The organism is Allonocardiopsis opalescens (assembly GCF_003002095.1).
In the GTDB taxonomy this organism is placed as follows: Bacteria; Actinomycetota; Actinomycetes; order Streptosporangiales; family Streptosporangiaceae; genus Allonocardiopsis; species Allonocardiopsis opalescens.
This window is the reverse complement of record NZ_PVZC01000009.1, coordinates 1-26,967: the sequence shown is the minus strand read 5'-3', so window position 1 is coordinate 26,967 and position 26,967 is coordinate 1. Positions and strand designations below refer to the sequence as shown.

Genomic DNA, 26,967 nt, shown 5'->3' with positions numbered 1-26,967 from the left:
GCGTGTCGGTACGGGGCCGGGCGGCGGCCACTGCGCAGGATCGGACTGTGCGGGTCCGGTCCTGCGGCACCATCCGGCCGTGCGCCCGGTACACCAACCTACCGCGGCGGGCCACCCGCGCCCGTCAGTCCACAATTTCGGGAGGAAAAGTGAAGATCGGCATCATCGGCGCCGGGAACATCGGGGGCAACCTCACCCGCCGGCTGACCCGGCTCGGCCATGACGTGTCCGTCGCCAATTCGCGCGGCCCGGAGACCCTCGCCGGCCTGGCTGAAGAGACCGGAGCGACTCCGGTCGACGTCACGCGGGCGGCGCGTGACGCTGAAGTCGTCATCGTCACCATCCCCCAGCGGGCCGTCCCCGCCCTCCCGGCCGACGTCCTGGCCGGCGCCGCGCCCGGCGCGGCCGTCGTGGACACCAACAACTACTATCCGCAGCGCGACGGCAAGATCGCCGCCATCGAGAACGGCCAGACCGAGAGCGCCTGGGTGGCCGAGCAGCTGGGGCACACAGTGGTGAAGGTCTTCAACAACATCTACGCCAGCCACCTGCTCACCCGCGCCGTCCCGCCCGGCACGCCGGACCGGATCGCCCTGCCCGTCGCCGCGGACGACCAGTCCGCCAAGCAGAAGATCATGCGCCTGGTGGACGAACTCGGCTTCGACCCCGTCGACGCGGGCGGCCTCTCCGAGTCCTGGCGCCAGCAGCCGGGCACCCCCGTCTACGGCACCGACCTCGACGCCGAAGGCGTCCGCAAGGCCCTCGCCTCGGCCAGCCCGGAACGGCTGCCGGACTTCAGGGCCTGAGCTGGTTGTTGTCCGAGCCTTCGACTTTCTGAGCCGCAGTTTCGTCATGGTGGACTCGGTCGTGAGTTATCAGGGAATGTAATGTGCTTGCGGTTGCGGGACCCGCAACCAGCGCGGAGCCGAGGCCGGACGTGAGACCGATGATGAGTGCCCAGCTGTCGCCCATTTGTCCGGCGACATTCAGCCCAGCGGAAACGCCCATGCCTAGGCCAGCGAGAAGGGCAGCCCCGAGGGACAACGCGAGAATGACGAGCGCGCGTGTCGAGATCACTCCGGGGACTCCTCGTAGTTCTGTTGTGGATGAGTGGCAGGTTCCCCGGAAGTGGTCATCGTCGAGCAGCGCCCCCGGGAAGGAATGCGGCGTGCGCCCGACGATACCAGGGCTGGACGCCTCTGGTGTGCGTTACGACATGGCTGTAACTGGTTCGTAGAAGATCGGATACTCTGAGATTGCTCGTCAGGGCAGATCTAAACCCGATCGATGATTGGGATGCTCCTCAGTTGCAGTCTTGGCGAGCCGTGCTCCCCGCGCGCGCGGGGATGGTCCCTGTTCATAGCCCCTGGGTGCCTGGCAGGTACTTGTGTTCCCCAAAGGCGGGATGATCTTACGTAGGAGGCGGTCGGATCCATTCAGTTGAACGTTTTCTCCACATGTAGGAGGGTTGGCGGGCGCACGACGTTCGCCGAACGGCTCCTCGTGCGAGGTGGGTCTTCACCCCCTGCGCCAGCGTTCGGTCGCCCACGTGCTCTGAACAGTCGTGTCGAGTGACCAGATGTGGACAGAGTGATCTCAAGTTTTACGAGAATCGATAGCTCTTTTTCATTTGAATACATTCGTGTCTATCGGGGATTTCCCGGAACTCCAAGCGGCCTGTCTCAGTAAGCAGGCCAGGGCGGTCTGGGCCAAGCACGATCGCGATACCGAGGGCTGGCTGCCGCTGTGGCGGCATATGGCCGACTCGGGGCTGGTCGCGGGGCTGCTGTGGGACGAGTGGCTGCCTGGCCAGGTTCGGAGGCTGATCGCCACCGCGTTGCCGGGCGGGATGGATGATGCCCGCCGGCTCGCCGTCTGGCTGGCGGCCGTGCACGATATCGGCAAGGCGGCGCCGGCCTTCGCCTGTCAGGTCGAAGCCCTGGCCGTGGCCATGCGGGACGAGGGCCTGGCGATGCCGGGCGAGAAGCGGATGCCGGACCGCCGGCTCGGCCCGCATGGCCTGGCCGGCCAGTTGCTGCTGCAGGAGTGGCTCACCGAGCACCACGGCTGGGCGCGGCGGGCGACCGCGCAGTTGGCGGTCGTCGTCGGGGGGCATCACGGTGTGCCGCCCAGCCACTCCGATATCAGCGAACTGCGCAGGCATCCCGCGCTGCTGCGGACGCCCGGAGCTGAGGACGCCTGGCGCGCCGTGCAGGACGAACTGCTTGACGCGGCCGCTCTCGCCTGCGGAGTCGGGGACCGTCTCGCCGACTGGCGGGACGTGCAGCTGCCCCAACCGGTCCAGGTGCTGCTGACCGCGCTGGTCATCGTCGCGGACTGGATCGCGAGCAACCCCGACCTCTTCCCGTACTTCCCCGACGGGCTCGCCGGCCAGGAGCGGCGGATCGAGTCGGCTTGGCGGGCCTTGGACCTGCCCGGCCCGTGGACGGCCGTCGAGCCGGTCGGTGCGCCCGCCGACCTGTTCGCCGCCCGCTTCGACCTGCCGCCCGGCGCGCGGCTCCGCCCGGTGCAGGAGGAGGCCGTCCGCCTGGCCCGCGCGATGCCGGCGCCGGGACTGATGGTGATCGAGGCGCCGATGGGGGAGGGCAAGACCGAGGCGGCACTGGCCGCCGCCGAGGTCTTCGCGGCCCGTTCCGGCGCGGGCGGGTGCTTCGTCGCGCTGCCGACCATGGCGACGGGGAACGCGATGTTCCCCCGCCTTCTGCGCTGGCTGGACCACCTGCCGGACGAGCACGCGGGGACCGGGGCGCACTCGGTGTTCCTGGCGCACTCCAAGGCGGCGCTGAACGAGCAGTACGCCGGGCTGATGCGCGGCCCGGTCGCCGACATCGGCCGCGACGGCGGCGGAAGCGAGTGGCACCACCGGGCGGACACCCCCGCGGCCTCGGCCGAACTGGTCGCCCACCACTGGCTGCGCGGCCGCAAGAAGGGCATGCTGTCGTCGTTCGCTGTCGGCACCATCGACCAGCTGCTGTTCGCCGGGCTGAAAAGCCGCCACTTGGCCCTGCGCCACCTCGCCGTCGCGGGGAAGGTCGTCGTCATCGACGAGGCGCACGCCTACGACACCTACATGAACGCGTACCTGGACCGGGTGCTCTCCTGGCTGGGCGCCTACCGGGTGCCGGTCGTCATCCTGTCGGCCACGCTTCCGGCCGCTCGCCGCCGTGAACTCGCCGCCGCCTACGCCGGCCTGGCCGACGCCGATCCGCATGCGGCCGAATACGCACCGATTGCGGAGGCGCGCGGCTATCCGCTGATCACGACCGTTGTGCGCGGCGCCGAACCCGCGATCTCATGCCCCACCGCCTCCGGGCGCGGTACCGAGGTGACGCTGGTCAGGCTGTCCGACGACCTCGACCGCCTCGCCGATCTGCTGGCGGACGAGCTGGCGGGCGGCGGGTGCGCGCTGGTGGTGCGCAACACCGTGGACCGGGCACACGCGGCCGCCGCGCGGCTGCGGGAGAGTCTGCCCGACACCCAGGTCCGTATCGCGCATGCGCGCTTCCTCGATCTGGACCGCGCCGACAACGACGCCCGGCTGCTGGCGGACTTCGGTCCACCCGCCACGGTCGCCGCGATGAAGGGCGAACGCCCGGAGAGGTGTGTCGTCGTCGCCACCCAGGTCGCCGAGCAGTCGCTGGACGTGGACTTCGATCTGATGGTCACCGACCTGGCCCCCATCGACCTGATGCTGCAGCGCATGGGCCGGCTGCACCGGCACGAGCGGGGCGAGGGGCAGCTCGGGCGCCCCGCCCGCCTGCGCGCCGCCAGGTGCTACGTCACCGGCGTCGACGACTGGAACGGCCGCCCGCCCATGCCGGTCAGAGGTTCCCGCCGCGTCTATCAGACCTATCCGCTCCTGCGCTCCCTCGCCGTCCTGGACCCGTACCTGACCGACCTGACAGAAACCGGCGCCGCCGGAGTGCCACCTGTCCGGCTCCCCGACGCCATCAGCCCGCTGGTGCAGGACGCCTACGGCTCCGAGCCGGTCGGCCCCGACGAGTGGCACACCGAGACCGAGAAGGCCCGGCGCGCCTACCGGCACCACCGCGCCGACCAGGCCGACCGCGCCCAAGCCTTCCTGCTCAACGGCTCCGGCCGCGACGGCAGCGCCCTGGTCGGCTGGGTGGACGCGGGGGTGGGCGACGTTGACGACTCCCGGCGCGGCCGCGCCCAGGTACGCGACAGCAAGGACACCGTCGAAGTGCTGGTCGTGCAGCGGCGCGCCGACGGCGCCCTTGTCACGGTTCCGTGGCTCACCGAAGGGCGGGGCGGGATCGAACTGCCCACCGAGACGGCTCCACCGCCGCGTTCGGCGCGCGTCGTCGCGTCGTGCGGGCTGCGGCTGCCATGGCAGTTCGAGCGGTCAAGCGTCCTCGACCGCGCGATCGCGGAACTCGAAGCCAATTACTTCCCGGCCTGGCAGACCAAGGAGTCCCACTGGCTGGCCGGCGAGCTGGTCCTGGTGCTGGATTCGGACTGTCATACCCGCCTGGCAGGATTCCAACTCGATTACAGCCGCTCTGACGGGCTCAAGGTGATCGCCGATGACTGATCCATCCGCCCCCTCGTTCGACCTCACCACGAGCCCGTGGCTGCCGGTCCTGCGGCTGGACGGCTCCGAGGGCGAACTGTCCCTGGTCGAGGTCTTCGAACAGGCCAAGGACCTGCGCCGTCTCGTCGGTGATGTGCCCACCCAGGAGTTCGCGCTGCTCAGGCTGCTGCTGGCGATCCTGCACGACGCCATTGACGGCCCCGCCAGCGCCGACGACTGGCACGAACTGTGGCAGGGCGGCATCCCCGCGGCCGCGGTCCGCGCGTACCTGCACGACCACCGCGCCCGCTTCGATCTGCTGCACCCATCGGCTCCGTTCTGCCAGGTCGGCGATCTGCACACCGCGAAGAACGAGGTCTCCTCGCTCGACCGCCTGGTCGCCGACGTGCCCAACAACGCGCCGTTCTTCACCATGCGGGCGCGGGGCACCGACCGGCTCGGCTTCGCCGAAGCGGCCCGCTGGGTGGTGCACGCCCACGCCTTCGACCCCTCGGGCATCAAGTCCGGTGCCGTGGGCGACCCCCGCGTCAAAGGCGGCAAGGGCTATCCGCTCGGCGTCGGCTGGGCCGGCACCCTCGGCGGCGTGTACGCGGAGGGCGACGACCTGGCCGAGACCCTGCTGCTCAACCTCATCGCGGCCGACACGGACAATCTGCGCGCCGCCGCCGCCGACGACCGGCCCGCCTGGCGCCGCGAGCCGGCCGGCCCGGCCGCGGCCGAACCCGGCGGGCGCCCCTCCGGGCTCCGCGATCTCTACACCTGGCAGAGCCGCCGGCTGCGCCTGCACTACGACGCCGACGGCGTGCACGGGGTGCTGGTCGCCTACGGCGATCCGCTGACGCCGCGCAATATGCACGACCGCGAGCCGATGACGGCCTGGCGGCGCAGCCCGGCACAGGAGAAGAAGCTCGGTCTGCCGCAGGTCTACCTGCCGCGCGAGCACGACCCCGCGCGCAGCGCCTGGCGCGGGCTGGGCGCACTCGTCACCGGACGCGTGCGCGGAGCGGAGCAGCGCCAGGAGGCGGCCGCGATCGTCCGTCCGCGCGTGCTGGACTGGATCGCCCGGCTGGCCAATGACGACTACCTCGACGACGGCAGGCTGATCCGCGCCCGGATCGTCAGCGCCGTCTATGGCACCCAGCAGTCGGTCATCGACGAGATCGTCGACGACGCACTCACCATGGCCGTCGTCGTGCTGCACGACCGCGACGGCGTCCTCGGCCAGACGGCCGTCGACGCGGCCAACGACGCCGAGGACGCCGTCACCGTGCTCGGCTACCTGGCGTCGGATCTGGCCGAAGCGGCCGGAGCCCCCACCGACTCGCCGCGCCAGGCGGCTCGTGATCAGGGATTCGGCGCCCTCGACGGCCCGTTTCGCGACTGGCTGAGCGGGCTGACGCGGCGAGAGGACGCCCTGGAACGCCGTGCGGAGTGGCAGCGCGAGGCGCACCGGCTCCTCAGCCGCATCGGCGCCCGGCTGGTAGCGGAGGCCGGCGAGGCCGCGTGGATCGGACGAGTGGTCCGCGGTCCGAACGGCGACATGTGGCTGTCGGCCGGCCGCGCCGATCTGCGGTTCCGGGCCGAACTCCGCAAGGCCCTGAAACTGTCCGTTCCTGAGCGAAGCACCGAGGTGTCCGCATGAGCGCAACGACCACCCGAGAGCGGCCGCAGCCCTACGGTGCCGTCGCCGCCTTCGTACACGAGCGCGTCACCGCACTCCAGCGCGACTACCTGCGAGACCGCCCCGGGGCCGTCGCCGCCCTCGCCCGGCTGCGCCGGGGGGCGGGCCGGACGCTCGCGGAGGTCCCCGACCTGTGGGGCCTGGCCGGCGGCCCCGAACTGTACGACGTTAGGCCGCCCTCCCACGATTCCGCGCGGGCCGAGGCCGCCCAGGAGCAGGTCGAGACGGCCGCGCACATCGCACTGACCCTCTTCGCCGTGCACCAGCAGTCGCGCCGCGACGCCGGGATGCACCGCCCCGGGCGCGGACTCGGCGGCGCCGTCCGCCGCCTCATGCCGGGCAACGACATCGACGAACCGCTCCGCAAGCGCTTCGTGCAGGCCGGCAGCGCCACCACCACCGCCACCCTCGCCTACCGGCTGCGCGAGATCGTCGTCCTGCTGCGGGGCGAGTCCATCCCCCTCGACTACGGACTGCTCGCGGGCCAACTCCACACCTTCCAGCAACCCGGCGGCATCAACCGCGTGCGCCTGGCCTGGGCCCGCGACTTCCACGCCCACCGCGACCGCGCGGTCCAGGCGGCCGACGACTCCGCCGTCCCCGATGTCGACACCACAGCGAAGGACCAGCCATGAGCCGAACCATCATCGACGTGCACGTCCTGCAGACCGTGCCGCCGAGCAACCTCAACCGCGACGACACCGGGGCACCGAAGACCGCCATCTACGGCGGGGTGCGGCGGGCGCGCGTGTCCAGCCAGGCGTGGAAGCGGGCCACCCGCCGCGCCTTCCACTCGATGCTCGACCCCGGTGAACTGGGCGTGCGCACCAAGAAAGTCGCCGAACTCGTCGCCGGGCGCATCCGTGGGATCGACCCCTCCATCGAGGAGGCCCAGGCCCTCCACCTGGCCGCCGAGGTCGTGCAGGCGGCCACCGGGTCCAAGATCGAGGTGCCCAAGCGCAAGGCCGACGCGGCGAAGAACGCCGGGGCCGCCGCACCGCCCCGCGAGTCCGCGTACCTCATGTTCCTCAGCGCCCGCCAGCGCGACGGCCTGGCGGCACTGGCCGTGGAGGGACGCGACGACATCACCGCCTTCCTCAAGGACAAGGAGAACAAGGCACGAGCCAAGGAGATCGCCGACACCCGCCACTCGGTCGACATCGCCCTGTTCGGCCGGATGGTGGCGGACGGCGCCGACATCAACGTGGACGCCGCCGCCCAGGTCGCGCACGCGATCAGCGTCCACGCCGTCGAGAACGAGTCCGACTACTACACGGCCGTCGACGACGAGAACACCGACGCCGAGCCCGGCGCCGGGATGATCGGCACCGTGGAGTTCAACTCCGCCACCCTCTACCGCTACGCCGCTCTCGACGTGGACCAGCTGCGCCGCAACCTGGGTGCGGGGCTGCGCGAGGACGAGTCCGTCCACGAACCGCTGCGGCGGGCGGTGGAGGCGTTCGTCCGCGGCTTCGTCGAGTCGATGCCGACCGGCAAGAGCAACACCTTCGGCAACCACACCCTGCCGGACGCGGTGCTGGTCAAGCTGCGCTCCACTCGTCCCGTCAGCTTCGTCGGCGCCTTCGAGGAGCCGGTGCCGGCCCTCCAGGGCGGGGGGCACCTCCGCGAGGCCGTCGAGCGGCTGGCCGACCACATCCCGCAGGTCGAACACGCCTTCGATGTCGAGGACGGCGTGGAGAGCTGGGTGGTGCGGGTCGGCGCGAGCACCGAGAAGCTGGCCGGCGCCGGCACGGAGGTGTCGATCGGCGAACTCGTTTCGGCCGTCGGCACAGCGGTGGTGCGGCGGCAGGACGCGTCGGAATGAGCGTGCTCATGCTGCTGCTGGCGGGGCCGCTCCAGGCATGGGGCGCCTCGTCGCGCTTCGCCCGCCGCAGCACCGAGCACGCGCCGACCAAGAGCGGCGTGATCGGACTGGTCGCCGCGGCGCAGGGACGCCAGCGCACCGCCGACCTCGCCGACCTGGCCGCGCTGCGGTTCGGCGTGCGCGTCGACCAGCGCGGCACCCGGATCCGCGACTTCCAGACCGCCTCGCACTTCGCGACCGGGCAGGCGATGCCGCTGTCGGAGCGCTACTACCTGGCCGACGCGGTGTTCGTCGCGGCCTTCGAAGGCGACGACGCCCTGATCGCCGACCTCGATCGGGCGGTTCGGGAACCCCGGTTCCTGCCGTTCCTCGGGCGGCGGTCATGCCCGCCGTCGCGCCCGATCAACCTGGGCGTCCGGGTCGGCAAGCCGCTTGAGGAAGCGCTGGCCGACGAGGAATGGCACGCCGCCGAATGGTACCGGCGGGGGCGCGCCGAAGAGGCGTACGTACGGCTCGACACCTTCGTGGACGCACGCCCGGAGCACGGGAGGCCCGACACTCTGCGCGACCATCCCCTCAGCTTCGATCCGCTGCACCGCCGCTACGCGCTGCGCGGCGTCCATCCCGACACCGTCGAGGTGCCCAATCCCGGCTTCCGGGCACGCCGCACGGTGCCCGAGCACGATCCGATGGCGACCCTGTGAGGTGACCCGATGCACCTGACCCGCTTCCGCTTCAACACCGCGCGGATCGGCGCGCGCAGACTGCTCGCGTCGCCGCAGGCCATGCACGCCGCCGTCCTGGCGTCCTTCCCCGACATACTGCCCAGCGACCCCCGCGACCGTGGCGGCGCCCGTGTGCTGTGGCGGGTCGACCGCAACGCGCGCGCCGAGGTCTTCCTGTACGTCGTCAGCCCGTCGCGACCCGACCTCACCCACCTCGCCGAGCAGGCCGGCTGGCCGACGCAACCTGAATGGCAGACCCGCGACTACGCGCCGTTCCTCGACCGCCTGACCAAGGGCGACATCTGGGCCTTCCGCCTGACCGCCAATCCCGTGCACAGCATCCGCCGCCACGAGGACGAGCCGACGAAGGTGACAGCCCACGTCACACCGCGCCACCAGATGGGCTGGCTACTGCAACGGCAGGCGGCGGCGGGTTTCCGGGTGCTGGAGAAGCCGCCGGAGCAGCGGCGGCTGCCCCAGGGCGATGAGCATCAGTTGATCGTCCACGACCGCCGTCGACTCGACTTCGGCAAGTCCGAGGAGGCGCCGTCAGGAAAGCCGCGCAAGAACCGCGTCACCCTGTCCACGGCCACCTTCGACGGGCGCCTGGAGGTCACCGACCCTGATGCGCTGCGCCGCGCACTCACCTCGGGGATCGGCCGGGCCAAGGCGTACGGCTGCGGGCTGATGACTCTGGCACCTGCGGGCTGAGCCGTGACCACCGTCGGGAAGCGCCGCGCGTCGACGCCGCGCGAACTCACCCGGGTGAGCGACCGGACGTCGTTCGTCTACCTGGAGCGGTGCGTCGTGCACCGCGACGCCAACGCCATCACCGCCGAAGACGCCGACGGCGTCACCCACATCCCGTCGGCGACGATCGGGACCCTGCTGCTGGGACCCGGCACCCGGGTGAGCCACCAGGCGATGAGCGTGCTCGGCGAGAGCGGCGCGGGTGCCGTGTGGGTGGGCGAGCACGGTGTTCGGTACTACGCCGGCGGTCGGGCGCTCACCCGCTCGGCGGCGCTCGCCGAAGCCCACGCCCTGGCGTGGGCGAACCGGCAGCGCCGCCTCGATGTCGCGCGCGCCATGTACCGCTTGCGCTTCCCCAACGAGGACCCGTCCGGCCGCAGCCGCCGCGAGCTGCTCGGCATGGAGGGTCGCAGGGTGAAGGACTTCTACAAGAAGGAGGCCGCCCGGGTCGGCATCGAATGGCGGGGGCGGCGCTTCACGCCGGGCGACTTCGCGTCCGGCGACCCACCGAACCAGGCCGTCACAGCGGCCGCCCAGTGCCTCTACGGCATCGCGCAGTCGGTCGTCGCGGCCATCGGCGCGCTGCCCGCACTCGGCTTCGTGCACTCCGGGCACGAGCTGTCCTTCGTGCTCGACGTGGCCGACCTCTACAAGACGGAGATCGGCATCCCGGTCGCTTTCGAGACCGCCGCTGAGGACCCCGAGGATGTCGGCGCCCGCACCCGCCGCGCCCTCCGCGACCGCGTCAACGAAATCGGGCTGCTCGACCGCTGCGTCCGCGACATCCACGCTCTGCTGCTCCCCGACAACGACGGCGCGGAGCCCGCCGATCCCGACGCCGACCGCGTCGGCCTCCGCACCGACCGAGGACCCGACCTGGAATCCGGGCGCAATTACGACGATGGAGTCATCTGGTGACGGTCATCGTGTTGACCCAGTGTCCGGTCGGCTTGCGCGGCTTCCTGACGCGCTGGCTACTCGAAATCGCCCCTGGAGTGTTTCTCGGCGGCCCGAGCACACGTATCCGAGAAGCACTGTGGTCCGAGGTCAAACAGTACGCCGGGAACGGCCGCGCGCTCCTCGCCTACAGCACCGACAACGAACAGGGGTTCACCTTCGAGACCCACGACCACAAATGGCATCCGGTGGACCTGGACGGCGTCACCCTCATCCGCCGCCCGACGGACAAAGGAGCTTCGGCCCCTGCGGCGAAACCCGGTTGGAGCAAGGCATCGAAGCGCCGCCGTTTCGGTCAGCGGTGAGCCAGGATGGTTGAGATTGGCTTCTGGGCGACTTCTTTTCGTGCAGTAAGCGTTCTGTCCGAATTTCGAGAAGTGGTGAAAAACCAGGCGATCGGCGGATGAACCCGCAGGTCGCCGAGGGTGCTCCCCGCGCGCGCGGGGATGGTCCCATGCGGCCCGACAGACGGCATCGCGGCTACCAGTGCTCCCCGCGCGCGCGGGGATGGTCCCCGGCGCGCACGGGAGGCGGCTTCGACGGCGCGGTGCTCCCCGCGCGCGCGGGGATGGTCCCGGCAAGAGCACCCTGGCCGACACCGTGATGCGGTGCTCCCCGCGCGCGCGGGGATGGTCCCTTCGGCCGCTGGGTCGCCGAGTGCCCGAGCGGGTGCTCCCCGCGCGCGCGGGGATGGTCCCCGGCTGCGGCCCGAGCTGCGCAGCCTCCAGAAGTGCTCCCCGCGCGCGCGGGGATGGTCCCTCCGGCCCGATCGAGGCGGTCGCCGACGCGGTGTGCTCCCCGCGCGCGCGGGGATGGTCCCGACAGGATCTTGTCCACCGAGCCGCGCACGATGTGCTCCCCGCGCGCGCGGGGATGGTTCCGCGCGGCGCCGCACCTCCAGCCAGGACACCTAGTGCTCCCCGCGCGGGGATGGTCCTTGCTCGGTGGTGCCGATGCACCACGCCTCGATCGGGCACTCCGCGCGGGGATACGTCCCACCATGCGCATGGTCCGCGCCTCAGCTCCGACCTGCGGGACGCCGGGCCAGGGGAGTCCGGCCCGGCGCCCCGCCCCGGTCAGACGCCGAAGGGCGCGGGGTAGACGATCGTCCCGCTCGGCACTGGCACGGTGTCGTCGAAGACGAGTGCCATCATCGCCTCGTCCGGCACTTCGAAGGACGGCCGTATCCCGTACCGCGACGCCGGCACGAAGCCGAACCTCGGGTAGTACTCGGGGTGGCCGAGTACCAGCACCAGGTTTTCGCCGAGGTCGCGGGCGGCCGAGAGTCCGGCGCGGATCGCGGCCGAACCGGCGCCGCGCCGCTGGAAGCGCGGCAGCACCGCGCACGGCCCGAGTGCCAGCGCTGGGACGCCGTCCACCTGGCAGCGCGTGAGCAGTGCGTAGCCGGCCACGGTGCCGTCATGGGAGACGGCGACGACGGACAGTTCCGGCACCCAGGCCGGATCGGCGCGTAGCGCCTCGACCAGGTCGGCCTCGAACGAGGTGGGGAAGGCTGCGAGGTTGACCTCGCGGATCGCGGGGACGTCCTGCTCGGTCTCGGCGCGGGTGGTCCAGGCGCCGGACAGGTCATGGTCTGTGGACAACGAAGGGAATCCTTTTCGCAAAGGGGCTCCCGACTGCGTCAGGCGAGGACGTCGCAACGGACGGCCGCGACCGAGCGAATCAGCGGGAAACCGAGGACATGGGGTTGGAGGGCGCACCGAAACCGGCGGCCACCGCCACGGCGGTCATCAACCCCACCTCCTCAACAGGTCTCTGAACCGAGGGAACATCCCTTCGCGTGGATCACGCTAACACGCCACGCGCACACGGTGCCCTCCACTCGCACCTGACGACGCCACGCCCGTCGGGGCGAACAGGTATGGCAACTCACCGGGAAGGCGCGTGAGGCGCGCGGCGGCGGAGGCCGTCGCCCTGAGGCCGTTGTCGGGATGACGGCTCCTGGCACCGGTTGCCGTCAACGGACGCCGTCGGGCGCCGAGGCGGAGTCGGTGGTGGTCGGACCATCGAGCAGCCCGGCCAGCATCTCCGTCGCGGCGCAGCGGAGTTCCTCCCGGGTCGGGGGAGAGGCCGCGCCGCCGCCGACGAGGCTGTCGAAGATGAGACCGTCGGTCCAGGCGATGGCGGTGCGGGCGTGGCGGGCCGGTTCAGGCGATCCCGCCCGGGTGAGGACGGTGGCGGCGAACCGGTGGAAGGCGGCGCTCAGTTCGTCGTAGATGGCGCGCAGTTCAGGGCGGCGTACCGACTCCAGGGCGAGTTCGTAGCGGGCGCGCATGCGGGCGGGGTCGCGGGTGATGCCGGTGTGGACGAAGTCGGCGAGCACGTCGGCGAGGGCGTCCCTGCTCCAGGGGGACGGGGTGCCGGGCGGTCCGTCGCCCGGGCCGGGGAGCGCCTCGGCGAGGGGCGCGAGCTGCCTGGTGGTCTCGTCGGCCAGGTGGCGCAGCGTGATCTCCAGCAGCCGGGCGCGGGTGCGGGCGTGGTACGAGGTCGAGCCGGCCGGAAGGCCGGCGGCCTCGTCGACGGCGCGGTGGGTGAGGCCGCGGAGGCCGCGCTCGGCGACCAGGCGCATCGCCGTGCGGGCGATGAGTTCGACGCGTCGGGCCGCGGATTCGGTCACCCCTGGATGGTAGCGCTTCCTCTACACCTGTAGAATTTCGAACACTACAGATGTAGAGGGTGGGATGGCGATGGACGGCAGGCGAGCCGTGGTGATCGGGGCCGGGATCGGCGGGCTGACCGCCGCCCGCGGGCTGGTCGACGGCGGATGGCAGGTCACCGTGTTCGAGCGGGCCGACGGCCTGCGGCCGGTCGGAGCGGGACTGGCCGTCGCGCCGAACGCGCTGCGCGGACTGGACGCGATCGGCGTCGGAGCGGACGTGCGGGCGCTCTCGGCGCTCGGCATGGGCGGCGTGTGCCGTCCCGACGGGCGGTGGATGATCCGGATCGACGCCGCCGAACTGCAGCGGCGCTTCGGTGAGACGGCGGCGGTGGTCCGGCGCTCGGCGCTGGTCGATCTCCTCGCCGGCGGGCTGCCGAGCGGCGCGGTCCGCGCGTCGGCGCAGGTGACAGAGGTCGAACCCGGTGACGAGCGGCGGCCGGCCCTGGTGCGCGCCACCGTGAGCGGAGCGGCGACCGAGATCGAGGCCGACCTGGTCGTCGCCGCCGACGGCATCGACTCGCGCACGCGCGCCGCCCTCTTCCCCGACCTGCCCGGCCCGGTCTACTCGGGGCACACCGTCTGGCGCATCCTCACGCCGCCGCTCGGCTCCGGCCTGTCGTCCACCGAGACGTGGGGCCGCGGCGCGGTGGTGGGGGTGATGCCGCTCGCGGACGGCGGCGTGTACCTGTACTTCGCCGTGCCCGCCCCGCCCGGACAGCGGGCGGCGGACGAGCGCGCCGAACTGGTCCGCCGCTTCGGCGGATGGCACGCCCCGATCCCGAAGGCGCTGGACGCCGTCGACCCCGACGACGTGCTGCGCAACGACATCTACTGGCTCGCCACCCCGCCGCCCGCGTTCCACCGGGGCCGCGTCGCCCTGGTCGGCGACGCCGCGCACGCCATGACCCCGTACCTCGGCCAGGGCGGCTGCCAGGCGATCGAGGACGCGGTGACCCTGGCCCGCTTCCTGGCCGCCGACCAGGTCCCCGCCGCCCTGGCCCGTTACACGGACGCCCGGCTGCCGCGGACCTCCCGGATCGCCCGCCAGTCCGCCCGGGTCGGCTCCGTCGTCCAGACGCGCTCGCACGTCGTCCGCGCCCTCCGCGATACGGCGCTCGCCGCGGTCGGCCGCTTCGCGCCGCAGCTGTTCTACGGCTCGCTCGAATCCGCGCTCGAGTGGCGTCCGCCGGCACCGGACGGGCGTGCGGGGCGGCTCCGGTAGCAGGGGGGCAAGGGCGGCGGTACGCAGGTGTCCGCCGCCATTTCCGCTCGGCCGCGGCGCTCGTCGCGGGCCTTTCGGGTGTGGCCGGACGGGTCGCGGTCGGACGCCGTCGGCCGCCGGAGCGGGGATGCCGCTCGCGGAGATCCGCCCGGGCAGGACCAGAGGCGGGCATGGAGTACATCGACTTCCCGGCGGTGCCGGCGCGGTTCGGCTGCGCTCCCTCCGGTGCGGCGCAGCCGCTCGACGGCGGAGAGGACAACCGCAAGGTCCGGATGGCGCCTGACCGGGGCGAAGTGGTGGTGCGCGAGTGTCTGCGGTCCGGGGCGGACAAGGTCATGGCCGCCTGGTGGAGTTCCTGGGGCGCTGCGACCTCCCCGCACCCGTGCCCTTCCTCGCCGGCAGCGGCGAGCCGGCACTGCTTGAAGGCGGGCACCGTCGCCGTGTTCCCGTTCGTCTCCGGCGGTGTCCCGCCGAGTGGTGCGGTGCGCCGCCGGCCCGGATGCACCTGCTCACGCCGGGCTGGGTCGACGATCGGATCCGGGTGATCGACCGTCTCGGCCTCATCGACCGAGTGGTCGGTGGCCAGGTCGATCCGGCCGGGGCCGACGAGTGGCGTGCGATGACGCGCGCCTTCACCGTGCGACACGGTGCGGCCCTGTCGCCGCCGGCCCGGCAGCCCTCCGGTCCGCTCCACCATGACCTGCACCGGCGTGACCTGCTGGTGGACGACGGCGACGTGACCGCGGTGCTCGACTTCGACGAGCCGAAACCATCGGCCGATCCGGCCTGGTTCTGCCACTACCCGGCCGTGGAGCGGCCTGACCGGCGGTTGCCCGTCGACCTCGCCGAGGCCGCCGTGGCCGGGTACCGGAAGGTGCGGGCGCTGAGCCGGTCCGAACTGGACCTGCTCCCGGTCGCCTGGCCGGGATCGTGGCCGCGGCCGGCGTCATCGCGTGGGCGGCACCCGCGCTGGGCCTCACCCACGTCGACGAGCGCCGCAGCCGGCTGGTGTACCGCCGCAGCCGCGGCCTGCTGACCTGACCCTCGACCTTGCCGGCGGCGGAGGGTGCCGTCGCTCGGTCCGGACCGTCATCGGAGTCGTCCCGTCGGGGTGACCACTGCGCGGATTCCGGGCGTATGGCCAATACACCACCGGCTCCAGCCAGCGGATATTACGATGCGCAACAGTGTGTAGCTGACTGTGAGGGGAGTCGCATGGTGGCATCGGGGACGGCGGGTGGCAGGGAACTGTGCGTCGGCGCGGTGGTGCCCCGGACAGGGCGGCTGTCCCAGCTGGGCGATCCGCTCTCCTATGTGCTGGACCGGCTCGCGCCGCGACTCACCGCGGTGGTCAACGGCGGCCGCCGCTATGCCGTGCGCCTGGCCGTCCGCGACAGTCGTTCGGAGCCCGAGGCGGCGCGGCGGGCGGTCCGCGAACTGGTCGAGGCCGACGGGGTGCGGGTGGTGGTGACCATGGCCGGAACGAAGGTGCTGCCCGCCGTCGCCGACGCCTGCGAGGAGATCGGGGTGGCCTGCGTCTCCACGACCTTCCCCTGGCAGGCGTACGTCTACGGGCGCGGCGCCGACCCGGAGCACCCCTTCACGTGGACGTACCACTTCGCCTGGGGGCTGGACGACATCGCGGCCGTCTTCGCGGAGATGTGGGAGCGGCTCGGACCGGCGCGGACCGTGGGATGCCTGTGGAACGACGACGTCCAGGGCGCCCTGCTGCGCCATCCCGAGTACGGCTTCGCGCCCGCGGCCGAGGCCCGCGGCCACAAGCTGGTGGAGGCGGGCGGCTACCGGGAGCCCGCGGCGGACCTCCGTGCGCACGTGGACCGCTTCCGTGCCGCCGGCGCCGACGTCGTGACCAGCGCCTCCACCGCGGCGGACCTGGCCCTGTTCTGGCGGCAGGCGCGCGAGGGCGGGCTGCGGCCGCGGCTGCTCACCTGCTCGCGCTGGCTGGCCTATCCGCGCGGCGCCGCGGCGGAGGCGCTGGACGATGCGGGGGTGGCGACGCTCGTCTACTGGACGCCGCGGCACCCCTTCCGGTCGTCACTGGAGGACTTCGGCGCGGCCGAACTGGCCGACGACTACGAGCAGCGGACCGGGAAGCAGTGGCTCCAGCCGCTCGGCCTGGCCTACGCCCTGATCGAGGTTGCCGTGCACGCGCTCTCGACGGCCGCCGACCCCACCGACCGGCGGTCCGTGGCGGACGCCGTCGGCCGCACCGACCTGGAGACGATGGCCGGACGGCTCGACTGGACCAGCGGCCCCACGCCCAACGTCGCCCTGGTGCCGCTGGTCGGCGGCCAGTGGCTGCGGGGCGGGCGACATCCGCACGAACTCGCCGTCGTCACCAACACCCGGCTGCCCGAGCTCGCCGTCGAGGCCGAGCTCACGCCCGCCCACTAGGCCGCGCGGATGGCACGAACCCAGGACGGACGGGCCGTGGGCGGCGCCTCGCACCTGACGGCGGCCTACCGGCGGCCCGCCCTGCGCCGCCCGGGGTGCGTGCGACGCCCACCGCGCCGCCCGGGCCACTGCGCGGAGCCGGGAGCGGGTTGACGGGGGCGGGGCACCGGCTCGACCGCCCCCGCCGTCCTCAGGCGTCGGCCATCCGGTCTGGTCCTCGCCCAATGCCGGCCCCATCCACGCCCCACCCACGCCCCACCCGACCGGGGGCAAACCACCCCACGGCAAGGAAAAGCCGCCCCACGAGCCTCCCGGCTGTCAAGCCCCCCAGCCAGGCCCACGGCCGAATCTGTGGAAAACACCCCTTTGGCGCCGCCCGCCCGTCCACAGGCCGACGACGGCCCTGGACACGGCACCCCCGAGCACGACGGCGATCCGACCGCGCGCCATCGCACCTCGTGCATGCGTGCACCTCACCACGATCGGGCAGCGGCAGCGGTCCTACGGGCAGGGCGCCCTGGTCACCGGCGCCGCACGGCTGCTGTTCGTCAGCGGCCAGGTTCCGGAGGACGGCGACGGCCGCGTCCCGGGCGACTTCGGCGGCCAGCCGACTGGCCTGGCGCAATGTGGAGTCCGTGCTGGCGGCGGCGGACATGACCCTGCGCGATCTGGTGAAGGTCACCGTCTTCCTGTCCGACCGGCGCCACCAGGAGGCCAATGCGCGGATCCGCCAGGAGGTCCTGGGGGACCACAGCCCCGCCCTGACGACCATCATCACCGGCAGCTGCCACGGGCGTGGCTGCTGGAGATCGAGGCAGGCGCGGCGGCCTGACCCCCTCCACCAGCTCCCCCCGCACCGCCGACGGCGCGTTAACCTACCCGGATGGTCGACGCACAGGGTTCGAACGGTGCTCCAGGCTCGTACTGGCCGGTTCCCGGGCAGCCGGGGGCGGTGGTGCTGCGGCCGGTCGCGGCGTCCGTGTGGCGGTTCGTGCTCCCGTTCCTGCCGCTGCTCGGCCTGCTCTTCGTGGTCATGCTGCTGCTCGGGTCGATCGTGTTCGAGACGGCGGCCGAGGGCATCGGTGTGCTGGGCGGCGCGGCGGTCGGCCTGGTCGCGGTGGCGGTCGCGGCCTGGTCGCTGGTACACAAGGCGCGGCGGGCGGTCACCGGCACGACGGTGGTGGTGTCGCCGACCGGGGTGGAGCTGCGCGACACCCAGGGCTTCCAGCTGCGGATGCGGTGGCCCGACGTCACCGAGGTCGGCACCGTGCACGACCAGTTGACCAAGCCGGGCGCGGCCAGGGCGGCCGGTCGGCGGTCCGGCGCGATGGTGCACGTGCCGGAGCTGCGGTCCCAGGGGCTCAAGGGCTGGGGCGAACGGGTGGTGCCGCCGCGCGCGCCGCAGTGGCTGCGGCAGCGGCTGGCCGCGCAGCCGCGCGACCCGCGCACCGGACTGTGGCTGGTGGCGATCTCGTTCGCGTCGGCGGGCCCCGAGGACCACACCAACCAGCTGCTCGCCCACACCCGCCACCACCGCCCCGACCTGTTCACCTGGCACCAGGGCTGAAGTCCCGACCGGACCCGGAACCCGCCGTGCGGCGGCGGCCGACCGAGAGCGGTGACGCCGGGGACGGAATCCGCACGGCCCGACGGAAGGCGACAACAGAACCGGGTTCCGGCATGAACCGGTGCGGCGCGGGGAACGGGCTGAATCCGTAGCGGGAACGGAGAAGCCATGTCGTCGTACAGGACGGTCGGAACCATCGTGCTCACGGGGGCGACGAGCGGGATCGGCGCGGCCGCCGCCGGACTCCTCACTCGGCGCACGCGCCGCCTGGTGGTGCACGGTCCGGAGCCGGAGCACGAGGTGAAGCAGCTGATCGCGGACGTGCGCGAGCAGGGCGACGCCGAGGTGAGCTACATCCAAGCCGACTTCGACGAGCTGGCCGCCGTCGACACGCTCGCCACGCAGGTGGGGGAGCTGACCGACGAGGTCGACGTGCTGATCAACAACGCCGGACGCCCCGGCCCCGAGCGGCGTCGGCTGAGCGCCGACGGCAACGAGGCCACCCTCCAGACCAACTACCTGGCCGCCGTCCTGCTCACCGAGCTGCTGATGCCCCGGGTACTGCGCGCGGCCGGACGGGTGGTGCACGTCGCGTCGGCCACGCACGCCTCCGCCGTGCTCCCGCTGGACGACATCAACCTCGAACGCCATCCCTACAGCCCCACCACGGCCTACGCCCGCTCCAAGCTCGCGATGATCGCGCACGCCCAGTGGCTGGCCACCGAGGCGCCCGCGCCGCGCCCGAGCGTCGTGAGCATCAGCCCCGGCGTCATCGCCACCCGGCTGCTGCACGCCATGTACGGCCCCGTCGGCGAGCCCATCGAGCACGGCGCCCGCAACATCGTCCAGGCCGCCCTCAGCGCCGACGTGCACTCCGGCGCCTACCTGGACGACGGCATCCCCACCCAGCCCAGCGAGACCGCCTGCGACCCGTACTTCCAGCGCGAGCTGCACGAGGTCACCCGCAAGCTGCTCCACGGCGGCTGAGGCTCCGGGCCCGTCCCCGCGCTGGACGACCGCTCGGCGCGGGTCGTGGCCCGGCGCTCAGCGACGGCATCCCGGCGCGGGAAGTGTTCCCGGGGCCGCTGCGTGCTGTCGAGCAGGTTCATCGCGGCGCCCGAAGGTTTCGTGGCCCTTCTGCGGGCGTGTGCGCTGTTCGCCCGTAATTGTGAGCGCGCAGGTCAATGACGGTTCGCATTCACTGGCGGCCGGATATGGCCACTCTGGGTTGATGAATTCTTACCGAGAGTAAATGGATTGTGAAGCCGCCCTGGTCGTGGGCGCGGCTCGGTAAGGAGAACAACATGGAAACAGCAAGGCGACGTTTTGCCGCATCCTTCGGTGCTCTGGTGGTCGGGGCGCTTGTGGCGGCCCTGTCCGCCGTCCCCGCGTATGCCGACGCCGGGGGTGCCATGACGCAGCTCCGCTCCCCGTTCACCGACGCGAGGCTGGTGACCCATCACACGCAGAAGTGTCTGGATGTCGCGGAGGCGAGCCTCAACAACGGTCAGTACGTCCAGCAGTGGGACTGCTATGAGGACCGGCGGAACCAGGAGTGGAACTTCATCGCCACGACGGACGGGTACTACACCGTCCGCGCCGTCCACAGCGGCCTGTGCCTGGACGTCGCCGAGGCGAGCAATGCCGAGGGCGGCACGGTCCATCAGTGGCAGTGCGTGGAGGAGCAGCCCGGCCGGTACCGGATGAACCAGCAGTGGCGGCTCGACCAGCGATCCAATGGGTACTTCGCCGTGGTGGCCCGGCACAGCGGCAAGTGCCTGGAGGTGCAGAACAGCGCTGTGGCCAACGGAGCCCGGGTGGTCCAGGCGACGTGCGTGGAAGGGCGCCCCAACCAGGAGTGGCGGCTGATCTGAACAGCGGTATCAGGATGACCGCCTGACGCTCCGGGTCCGTGCCGCATGCGGGCGGGCCGCGTCGGCGGCACCGGCGGTGCCCGGGGAGGTGTGGCCCCGGGCACCGAGGCGCGACGGTGCGGCGGGTCGACGGAGCCCGCAGGGGCGGGTGCGGAACAGGTGGGCGGCGGTGCCACGCCCACCCGACCGCCCTGCCGCCGCGGGCCGTCGATCCCGGCCGGCCGGCCGTTTGCTCCGCCCTACCCCTTCACCGCCGCCTCCACCGCCTCCCCCCACACCGACAAGGCGTCGTCGATCTGCGACTCATTGACGACCAGAGCCGGGATCATGCGGACCGTGTTGCTGTGGGCGCCGCACGGGAGCAGGAGCAGGCCGCGCTCGGCGGATTCGGTGAGGGCGCGTTGGGCGAGGGCGGTGTCGGGGGTGCCGGTGACGGTGGTGAACTCGGTGGCGGCCATGAGGCCGCGGCCGCGGACGTCGCCGATCTCGGGGTGGCGTTCGGCGATGGTGCGGAGGCCGGCGAGTAGGCGGTCGCCCATGCGGGCGGCGTTGTCGACCAGCTTCTCGTCGCGGATGACGTCGAGGGTGGCGATGGCGGCGGCGCAGGCGACGGCGTTGCCGCCGTAGGTGCCGCCCTGGGAGCCGGGCCACGCCTTCTCCATCAGGGCGCGCGGCGCGGCGATGGCCGAGAGCGGGAAGCCGCTGGCCAGGCCCTTGGCGGTGACGATGACGTCGGGGACGGCGGCGGAGTGCTGGTGGCCCCAGAAGCGGCCGGTGCGGCCGAAGCCGGTCTGCACCTCGTCGGCGACGAGCAGGAAGCCGTGCCGGTCGGCGCGTTCGCGCAGGCCCTCCATGAACGCGGCGGGGGTCGGGACGTAGCCGCCCTCGCCGAGGACCGGTTCCACGAAAACGGCGGCGGTGTCGGCGGGCGGGCTGGTGGTGGCCAGGACGTAGTCCAGCTCGCGCAGGGCGAAGGCGACGGCCTCGTCCTCGGTCCAGCCGTAGCGGTAGGCGAAGGGGAACGGGGTGACCGCGACACCGGGCATCAGCGGGCCGATGCCGGCCCGGAACTTGGTGCCCGCGGTGGTCAGCGCGGCGGCGCCCATGGTGCGGCCGTGGAAGGAGCCGTGGCAGACCAGGATGTTCTGCCGCCCGGTGGCGTGCCGGACCAGGCGCACGGCCGCCTCGACGGCCTCGCTGCCGGAGTTCAGGAAGAACAGCGAGTCGAGCGCGGGCGGCAGCACCTCGCCGAGCCGGTCGGTGAGGTCGAGCAGCGGCCGGTGCATGACGGTGGTGTACTGGCCGTGGACGAGGGTGGCGACCTGCCGCTGCGCGGCCTCGACCACCCGGGGGTGGCAGTGGCCGGTGCTGGTGACGCCGATGCCAGCGGTGAAGTCGAGGTGGCGGCGGCCGTCTTCGCCGTAGAGGTACACGCCCTCGCCCCGCGCGGCCAGTACGGGAGTCGCCTGCTTGAGGACCGGGGACAGCTGGGCCATGTTCCCTCCTGCCAGTAGGATTGTCGACAATCGACAACGTTATGAAACCATCGGCGGTGCGCCCTGTCCAGGCATCGCGCCGGGTGACCGGTGCGGTGGCCGGGCAGCGGCGGAAGGCATGATGGCCCTGTCAGGCGAGCTGAACCCGTTGGAGGGAGCACTACCGTGACTGCTGAACGTGCCGGGAAGGTCGTGGCCGACGTCCCCAAGGAGCTCCTCGTCGGCGGCGCATGGCGTGCGCCGGCCACCGGGAGGCGGTTCGCCGTCGAGGATCCCGCCACCGGCGAGACCCTGTGCGAGGTGGCCGACGGCGGCACCGACGACGCCCGCGCCGCCCTGGACGCCGCCGTCGCCGCCCAGCCCGGCTGGGGGCGCACCCCGCCCCGCGAGCGCGGCGAGATCCTGCGCCGCTCCTTCGAGCTGATCATGTCCCGCCAGGACGACCTCGCCCTGCTGATGACGCTGGAGATGGGCAAGCCTCTCGCCGAGTCGCGCGCTGAGATCGCCTACGCCGCCGAGTTCTTCCGCTGGTTCGCCGAGGAGGCCGTGCGCGTCGACGGCGGCTACGCCGTGGCGCCCGACGGCGCCAGCCGGCTGCTGGTCATGCGCCAGCCGGTCGGCCCCAGCGTGCTGGTCACCCCCTGGAACTTCCCGATGGCCATGGGCACCCGCAAGATCGGCCCGGCTGTCGCGGCGGGCTGCACGATGGTGCTCAAGCCCGCCCACCAGACCCCGCTGTGCTCGCTGGCGCTGGCCGCGATCCTGGCCGAGGCGGGGCTGCCCGACGGCGTGCTGAACGTCGTCACCACCACCAGCCCGGGCGAGGTCATCGAGCCGCTGCTGCGCGACGGACGGGTGCGCAAGCTGTCCTTCACCGGCTCCACCGGCGTCGGCCGCACCCTGCTGGAGCAGAGCGCGGGGCAGGTGGTGCGCACCTCGATGGAGCTGGGCGGCAACGCCCCGTTCCTCGTCTTCGACGACGCCGACCTCGACGCCGCCGTCGACGGCGCGATGCTGGCCAAGATGCGCAACATCGGCGAGGCGTGCACGGCCGCGAACCGCTTCTACGTGCAGTCGGGCGTGGCCGCGGAGTTCGGCGAGCGGCTGGCCGCGCGCATGGCGGCGCTGCGCTCGGGCCACGGCGCCGACGACGGCGTGCAGGTCGGCCCGCTCATCGACGCCAAGGCGCGCCAGAAGGTGCAGAGCCTGGTGGACGACGCCCTCGGCCGCGGCGCGAAGGCGCTGGTGGGCGGGGAGGCACCCGAAGGACCCGGCTACTTCTACCCGCCCACCGTGCTGGTCGACGTACCGCGTGAGGCGGAGCTGGCCGAGACCGAGATCTTCGGCCCGGTCGCGCCGATCACCCCCTTCGACACCGAGGAGGAGGCGCTGGCCGCCGCCAACGACACCGAGTTCGGCCTGGTCGGCTACGTGTTCACCCAGGACGTCACCCGCGCGCTGCGGGTGGCGGAGTCGCTGGAGACCGGCATGGTCGGCCTGAACAGGGGGGTGGTCTCCACCCCCGCCGCGCCCTTCGGTGGCATCAAGCAGTCCGGCCTCGGCCGCGAGGGCGGCCGCCTCGGCATCGAGGAGTTCCTGGAGGTCAAGTACGTCGCCATCGGCGGACTGTAGCCCCAGGCCCGCGCTCCCCGCCGCCCCGCGCCCCCGGCGCGGGCGGCGGGGCCGCACGCGTCCGGTGCCGGGGGCGGATCGGACCGCGCCGGGCTCACCGGGCGCCGCGGGCCCGGTGCTATATAAGACCGAGGTCATATGCTGGAGGGCATGCACGCCTTCGACGTACTCGGCGATCCGGTCCGGCGGCGGATCCTGGAGCTGCTGGCCGAGGGCGAGCGCACCGCCGGAGAGGTCACCTCGGTGATCCGCGCGGAGTTCGGCATCTCGCAACCGGCCGTCTCCCAGCACCTACGGGTGCTGCGCGAGCACGGCTTCGCCACCGTCCGGCCCGAGGGCACCCGGCGCCTGTACGCCGTCGACCCCGGGCCGCTGCGCGAGGTCGACGCCTGGCTGGAGCGCTACCGGGGCTTCTGGTCGCAGCCGCTGGACGCGCTCGCCACCGAACTGGCCCGCGGCGCGCGCGAGCGCCGGCTCGCCGAGCGCCGCGCCGAGGACGAGGCGGACGGGACCGGCCAGGAGCGCACGGCCTAGCGCGGCGCCGCACCGGAACCTCAGCCCTCGACCCATTCGAGCAGGTCGCCGGGCTGGCAGTCGAGCACCCGGCACATGGCCTCCAGCGTGCTGAAGCGCACGGCCTTGGCGCGGCCGTTCTTCAGGACCGCCACGTTCGCGGGCGTGAGCCCGACGCGTTCGGCGAACTCGTTCACGCTCATCTTGCGTTTCGCCAGCTCGACGTCGATGCGCACCACGATCGGCATCAGATCACCGCTTCCAGGTCGGTCCGCAGTGTGGTCGCCCGCCGCAGCAGGGCGCGCATCACCACCATCAGCAGTCCCAGTACGGCGCCGCTGATCAGCATCAAGAGCATCAGCATCGGCGCCCCGGGGTCGTCCGCCCCGGTGACGACGTAGACGAACAGGCCCAGGAAGACCAGCCAGGCGACGGCGATGGCCCACACGATCGCGTCCACCCAGGCCAGCGACGCCTTGCTGAAGATGCGGTCCTTGCGCACCAGGGTGAGCAGCCGCCAGGTGGAGACCACGACCACTTGGACGCACAGCACCAGGAACACCGCCACGGCGGTCAGCGGCCAGCGCAGGTACGCCTCGTCGGGCGACTGCTCGGCCATGTAGGCGAACTGGCCCGGGAGGGAGAGGGTCTGGAACACCACCAGTATCCCGAACAGCAGCACGAGGAAGACCCGGAGAAGGGCTACCGCCCATCGTTCTGACAACATGCATCGATCTTCGATAATTTACTATCGAAAGTCAATAGGCGTGCTCGATGGCATCGGCTGCTGTACCTGGGCCGTGAACGAGGGTAGGGGGCTGATCGGGGCCGCCGGTACGTGGCCAAGCTGTGCACCGCCGCACGGTGGTTCCGCAATATTGCTGAGCAAGATGTGCAGTAGATCAACATTCTCTTGCGCACTATGACGAGCTAATTCATGCTTCCCTCAGCGAAATGACCGATTCCGGATCGACTCGCAGGAGGACGCGGTGGCCGAGACCCTGAACCGGCCGGACGGCCGGCTCGACGACGTCAGCTACGACCAGCTCAGGCAGCTGGTCGGCCTGGTCGACTACGACGCGAGCAAGGACCCCTTCCCGGTGCGGGCCATGGACGCGGTCGAGTTCGTGGTCGGCAACGCCACCCAGACCGCCTGGTTCTACCAGGTCGCCTTCGGCATGCGGCTGGTCGCCTACTCGGGCCCGGAGACGGGCCGGCGCGACCGCAAGTCCTTCGTGCTCACCTCCGGCTCGGCCCGCTTCGTGATCACCGGCGGCGTGGCGCCGGACAGCCCGCTGCTCGACCACCACCGCAGGCACGGCGACGGCGTCGTCGACCTCGCCCTGGAGGTGGCCGACGTGGACCGCTGCGTCGAGCACGCCCGCGCGCAGGGCGCCACCGTGCTGGCGGAGCCCGAGGACGTGTCCGACGAGCACGGCACGGTGCGCCGCGCCGTGCTGGCCGCCTACGGCGAGACCCGGCACAGCCTGATCGACCGCTCCCGCTACCACGGCCCCTACCTGCCCGGCTTCGAGGCCGCGCAGAGCACGGTCGAGCGCCCGGCGGGCGCCCCGGCGCGGCTGTTCCAGGCGGTCGACCACTGCGTCGGCAATGTCGAGCTGGGCCGGATGGACTACTGGGTCGACTGGTACAACCGGGTCATGGGCTTCGTGAACATGGCGGAGTTCATCGGCGACGACATCGCCACCGACTACTCCGCGCTGATGAGCAAGGTGGTCTCCAACGGCAACCACCGGGTGAAGTTCCCGCTCAACGAGCCCGCCGTGGCCAGCAGGAAGTCGCAGATCGACGAGTATCTGGAGTTCTACGGCGGCCCGGGCTGCCAGCACATCGCGCTGGCCACCAATGACATCGTCGCCACCGTCAGCGCCATGCGCGCGGCCGGAGTGGAGTTCCTGGACACCCCGGACTCCTACTACGACGACCCCGAGCTGCGCGCCAGGATCGGCGAGGTGCGGGTGCCGATCGAGGAGCTGAAGCGGCACCGCGTGCTGGTGGACCGCGACGAGGACGGCTACCTGCTGCAGATCTTCACCAAGCCGATCGGCGACCGCCCCACCGTGTTCTACGAGCTGATCGAGCGGCACGGTTCGCTCGGCTTCGGCAAGGGCAACTTCAAGGCCCTGTTCGAGGCGATCGAACGCGAGCAGGAGCGCCGCGGCAACCTCTAGGAACCCCACGGACCGGCCCTGAGGCGCGCCCGGCCCCGCCCCCCTCCGGCCGGGCGCGCCGGCGCCCGGCTGACCGGCGGCGCTCCACACGGCGCCGCCGGTCAGCCCTCTTCCGCCGGCGGCCCGCCGTCGACGTGCGCCGCGCGGTACGCGCGCCAGCGGTCGATGATGCGCGGGATCTCGTCGTGCATGAAGGCGAAGAACTGGCGCGTCTCCTCCAGCCGCGCCCCGGCCGGGGTGTCCGGCCCGACCACCTGCACGCCCTCGCCCAAGTACTGCACCCAGCGCTGGATCATCGTGTCGCGCCGGGTGATCGACTCGTACCAGAGGTCGTCGTAGAGACGGTAGTGGTCGCGCCGCCGCCCGGGCTCGCGCTCGCGGGCGACCAGGCCGACCTGGCTGAGGTAGCGGACCGCGCCCGACACGGCGGCCGGACTGATCCGCAGCGTCTCGGCCAGTTCGGCGGCGGTGCGGCGGCCGTCGGGCGCGATCAGGATGGCGACGAACACCCGGGCGGGCATCCGGGGCCAGCCGGACTCGCTCAGCAGCAGCGCGAAGCGCTCGATCACCCGGCCGGCCTCGTCGTCGGCTCCGCCGTGCCGTCCGTCCGGCTCCGTGTCCGTTCCTGTCACCTCGTCACCATGCCTGTCGTCGTCCGTCTCCGGTCTGCCGGCCCGCGCGGGGCCCCAGCAGCCTACTGGCGCTTTTAACGTTTTATTGACTTCACGATTTTCTGAAGACATTGTACGTTGAGCCTCATGACGACGGCGATTTCTGTTTCGGGTTTGGTGAAGTGTTTCGGTCGGGTGCGTGCTGTGGATGGTTTGGACCTGTCGGTGGCCGCTGGTGAGGTGCATGGGTT

24 protein-coding genes and 1 CRISPR repeat array are annotated in these 26,967 nt (G+C 72.2%); of the genes, 18 read left to right on the top strand and 6 right to left on the bottom strand.

What is annotated here, in order from left to right:
- Positions 1 to 2: 2 nt before the first annotated feature.
- The 9 genes from CLV72_RS25840 to cas2e all read left to right on the top strand — a co-directional run bounded on the left by CLV72_RS25840 (position 3) and on the right by cas2e (position 10,819).
- Complete coding sequence (locus CLV72_RS25840) at positions 3 to 806, top strand: NADPH-dependent F420 reductase (protein ID WP_425428125.1); 804 nt, start codon at positions 3 to 5, stop codon at positions 804 to 806.
- 836 nt (positions 807 to 1,642) lie between these two features.
- Complete coding sequence (gene cas3 / locus CLV72_RS25830; RefSeq protein WP_281262441.1) at positions 1,643 to 4,576, top strand: CRISPR-associated helicase Cas3'; 2,934 nt, start codon at positions 1,643 to 1,645, stop codon at positions 4,574 to 4,576.
- On the top strand, positions 4,569 to 6,218 hold the full coding sequence (gene casA, locus CLV72_RS25825) for a type I-E CRISPR-associated protein Cse1/CasA (protein WP_106251446.1): 1,650 nt from the start codon (positions 4,569 to 4,571) through the stop codon (positions 6,216 to 6,218). The genes cas3 and casA overlap by 8 nt, the downstream gene beginning before the upstream one ends.
- On the top strand, positions 6,215 to 6,892 hold the full coding sequence (gene casB, locus CLV72_RS25820; protein WP_106251443.1) for a type I-E CRISPR-associated protein Cse2/CasB: 678 nt from the start codon (positions 6,215 to 6,217) through the stop codon (positions 6,890 to 6,892). Before casA ends, casB begins: the two co-directional genes overlap by 4 nt.
- Positions 6,889 to 8,082 carry a type I-E CRISPR-associated protein Cas7/Cse4/CasC gene (cas7e, locus tag CLV72_RS25815; protein ID WP_106251441.1) on the top strand — a complete coding sequence of 398 codons (1,194 nt, stop codon included), beginning with the start codon at positions 6,889 to 6,891 and terminating at the stop codon, positions 8,080 to 8,082. The genes casB and cas7e overlap by 4 nt, the downstream gene beginning before the upstream one ends.
- Entirely contained in the window at positions 8,079 to 8,786 is a 708-nt protein-coding gene (gene cas5e, locus CLV72_RS25810; RefSeq protein WP_106251438.1) for a type I-E CRISPR-associated protein Cas5/CasD, read from the top strand. The genes cas7e and cas5e overlap by 4 nt, the downstream gene beginning before the upstream one ends.
- Before the next feature lie 9 nt (positions 8,787 to 8,795).
- Positions 8,796 to 9,518: a type I-E CRISPR-associated protein Cas6/Cse3/CasE gene (gene cas6e, locus CLV72_RS25805; protein ID WP_106251436.1), complete on the top strand. Its 723-nt coding sequence runs from the start codon at positions 8,796 to 8,798 to the stop codon at positions 9,516 to 9,518.
- 3 nt (positions 9,519 to 9,521) lie between these two features.
- Positions 9,522 to 10,475: a type I-E CRISPR-associated endonuclease Cas1e gene (gene cas1e, locus CLV72_RS25800; protein ID WP_106251433.1), complete on the top strand. Its 954-nt coding sequence runs from the start codon at positions 9,522 to 9,524 to the stop codon at positions 10,473 to 10,475.
- Positions 10,472 to 10,819, top strand: a complete 348-nt coding sequence (cas2e, locus tag CLV72_RS25795) for a type I-E CRISPR-associated endoribonuclease Cas2e (RefSeq protein ID WP_106251431.1) — start codon at positions 10,472 to 10,474, stop codon at positions 10,817 to 10,819. The genes cas1e and cas2e overlap by 4 nt, the downstream gene beginning before the upstream one ends.
- Positions 10,820 to 10,939: 120 nt before the next feature.
- Positions 10,940 to 11,395: direct repeats of the CRISPR family, unit length 29 nt; unit sequence GTGCTCCCCGCGCGCGCGGGGATGGTCCC.
- 195 nt (positions 11,396 to 11,590) lie between these two features.
- Here cas2e and CLV72_RS25790 read toward each other — a convergent pair.
- Both CLV72_RS25790 and CLV72_RS25785 read right to left on the bottom strand, forming a co-directional pair.
- On the bottom strand, positions 11,591 to 12,118 hold the full coding sequence (locus tag CLV72_RS25790; RefSeq protein ID WP_245930454.1) for a GNAT family N-acetyltransferase: 528 nt from the start codon (positions 12,116 to 12,118) through the stop codon (positions 11,591 to 11,593).
- A 374-nt stretch (positions 12,119 to 12,492) separates the two neighbouring features.
- A complete protein-coding gene (locus CLV72_RS25785; protein ID WP_245930453.1) occupies positions 12,493 to 13,152 on the bottom strand; it encodes a TetR/AcrR family transcriptional regulator in 660 nt (219 codons plus the stop codon).
- Positions 13,153 to 13,222: 70 nt separating this feature from the next.
- On the opposite strand from CLV72_RS25785, the gene CLV72_RS25780 reads away from it, so the two are divergent.
- From CLV72_RS25780 to CLV72_RS25750, 6 genes are all read left to right on the top strand, one after another.
- Entirely contained in the window at positions 13,223 to 14,416 is a 1,194-nt protein-coding gene (locus tag CLV72_RS25780) for an FAD-dependent monooxygenase (protein WP_106252215.1), read from the top strand.
- A gap of 382 nt (positions 14,417 to 14,798) precedes the next feature.
- Positions 14,799 to 15,452 carry a phosphotransferase enzyme family protein gene (locus CLV72_RS25775; RefSeq protein ID WP_245930452.1) on the top strand — a complete coding sequence of 218 codons (654 nt, stop codon included), beginning with the start codon at positions 14,799 to 14,801 and terminating at the stop codon, positions 15,450 to 15,452.
- A gap of 179 nt (positions 15,453 to 15,631) precedes the next feature.
- Positions 15,632 to 16,831, top strand: coding sequence for an ABC transporter substrate-binding protein (locus CLV72_RS25770; protein ID WP_106251425.1), 1,200 nt, complete (start codon positions 15,632 to 15,634; stop codon positions 16,829 to 16,831).
- Between the two features lie 883 nt (positions 16,832 to 17,714).
- The gene (locus CLV72_RS25760) at positions 17,715 to 18,398 is read left to right on the top strand and encodes a hypothetical protein (protein WP_106251422.1); all 684 of its coding nucleotides are present in this window, start codon (positions 17,715 to 17,717) and stop codon (positions 18,396 to 18,398) included.
- A gap of 168 nt (positions 18,399 to 18,566) precedes the next feature.
- Positions 18,567 to 19,385 carry an SDR family NAD(P)-dependent oxidoreductase gene (locus tag CLV72_RS25755; protein ID WP_106251419.1) on the top strand — a complete coding sequence of 273 codons (819 nt, stop codon included), beginning with the start codon at positions 18,567 to 18,569 and terminating at the stop codon, positions 19,383 to 19,385.
- A gap of 425 nt (positions 19,386 to 19,810) precedes the next feature.
- Positions 19,811 to 20,272 (top strand): RICIN domain-containing protein, encoded by a 462-nt coding sequence (locus CLV72_RS25750; protein ID WP_170141113.1) that lies wholly within the window; start codon positions 19,811 to 19,813, stop codon positions 20,270 to 20,272.
- 239 nt (positions 20,273 to 20,511) lie between these two features.
- Here CLV72_RS25750 and CLV72_RS25745 read toward each other — a convergent pair whose 3' ends face one another.
- Positions 20,512 to 21,768, bottom strand: a complete 1,257-nt coding sequence (locus tag CLV72_RS25745; RefSeq protein WP_106251415.1) for an aspartate aminotransferase family protein — start codon at positions 21,766 to 21,768, stop codon at positions 20,512 to 20,514.
- Positions 21,769 to 21,933: 165 nt separating this feature from the next.
- Here CLV72_RS25745 and CLV72_RS25740 point away from each other — a divergent pair, with 165 nt between their 5' ends.
- Positions 21,934 to 23,400 carry an NAD-dependent succinate-semialdehyde dehydrogenase gene (locus CLV72_RS25740; protein WP_106251412.1) on the top strand — a complete coding sequence of 489 codons (1,467 nt, stop codon included), beginning with the start codon at positions 21,934 to 21,936 and terminating at the stop codon, positions 23,398 to 23,400.
- A 150-nt stretch (positions 23,401 to 23,550) separates the two neighbouring features.
- Complete coding sequence (locus CLV72_RS25735; protein ID WP_106252212.1) at positions 23,551 to 23,934, top strand: ArsR/SmtB family transcription factor; 384 nt, start codon at positions 23,551 to 23,553, stop codon at positions 23,932 to 23,934.
- 20 nt (positions 23,935 to 23,954) lie between these two features.
- Here the strand turns inward: CLV72_RS25735 and CLV72_RS25730 are convergent, their stop codons facing one another.
- Positions 23,955 to 24,161 (bottom strand): helix-turn-helix domain-containing protein, encoded by a 207-nt coding sequence (locus CLV72_RS25730; protein WP_106251410.1) that lies wholly within the window; start codon positions 24,159 to 24,161, stop codon positions 23,955 to 23,957.
- The gene (locus tag CLV72_RS25725) at positions 24,161 to 24,640 is read right to left on the bottom strand and encodes a DUF2975 domain-containing protein (protein ID WP_106251408.1); all 480 of its coding nucleotides are present in this window, start codon (positions 24,638 to 24,640) and stop codon (positions 24,161 to 24,163) included. The genes CLV72_RS25730 and CLV72_RS25725 overlap by 1 nt, the downstream gene beginning before the upstream one ends.
- A gap of 262 nt (positions 24,641 to 24,902) precedes the next feature.
- On the opposite strand from CLV72_RS25725, the gene hppD reads away from it, so the two are divergent.
- A complete protein-coding gene (gene hppD / locus CLV72_RS25720) occupies positions 24,903 to 26,105 on the top strand; it encodes a 4-hydroxyphenylpyruvate dioxygenase (RefSeq protein WP_342755692.1) in 1,203 nt (400 codons plus the stop codon).
- 101 nt (positions 26,106 to 26,206) lie between these two features.
- Here hppD and CLV72_RS25715 read toward each other — a convergent pair whose 3' ends face one another.
- Positions 26,207 to 26,737: a GbsR/MarR family transcriptional regulator gene (locus CLV72_RS25715; RefSeq protein ID WP_211303126.1), complete on the bottom strand. Its 531-nt coding sequence runs from the start codon at positions 26,735 to 26,737 to the stop codon at positions 26,207 to 26,209.
- Between the last annotated feature and the right edge of the window lie 230 nt (positions 26,738 to 26,967).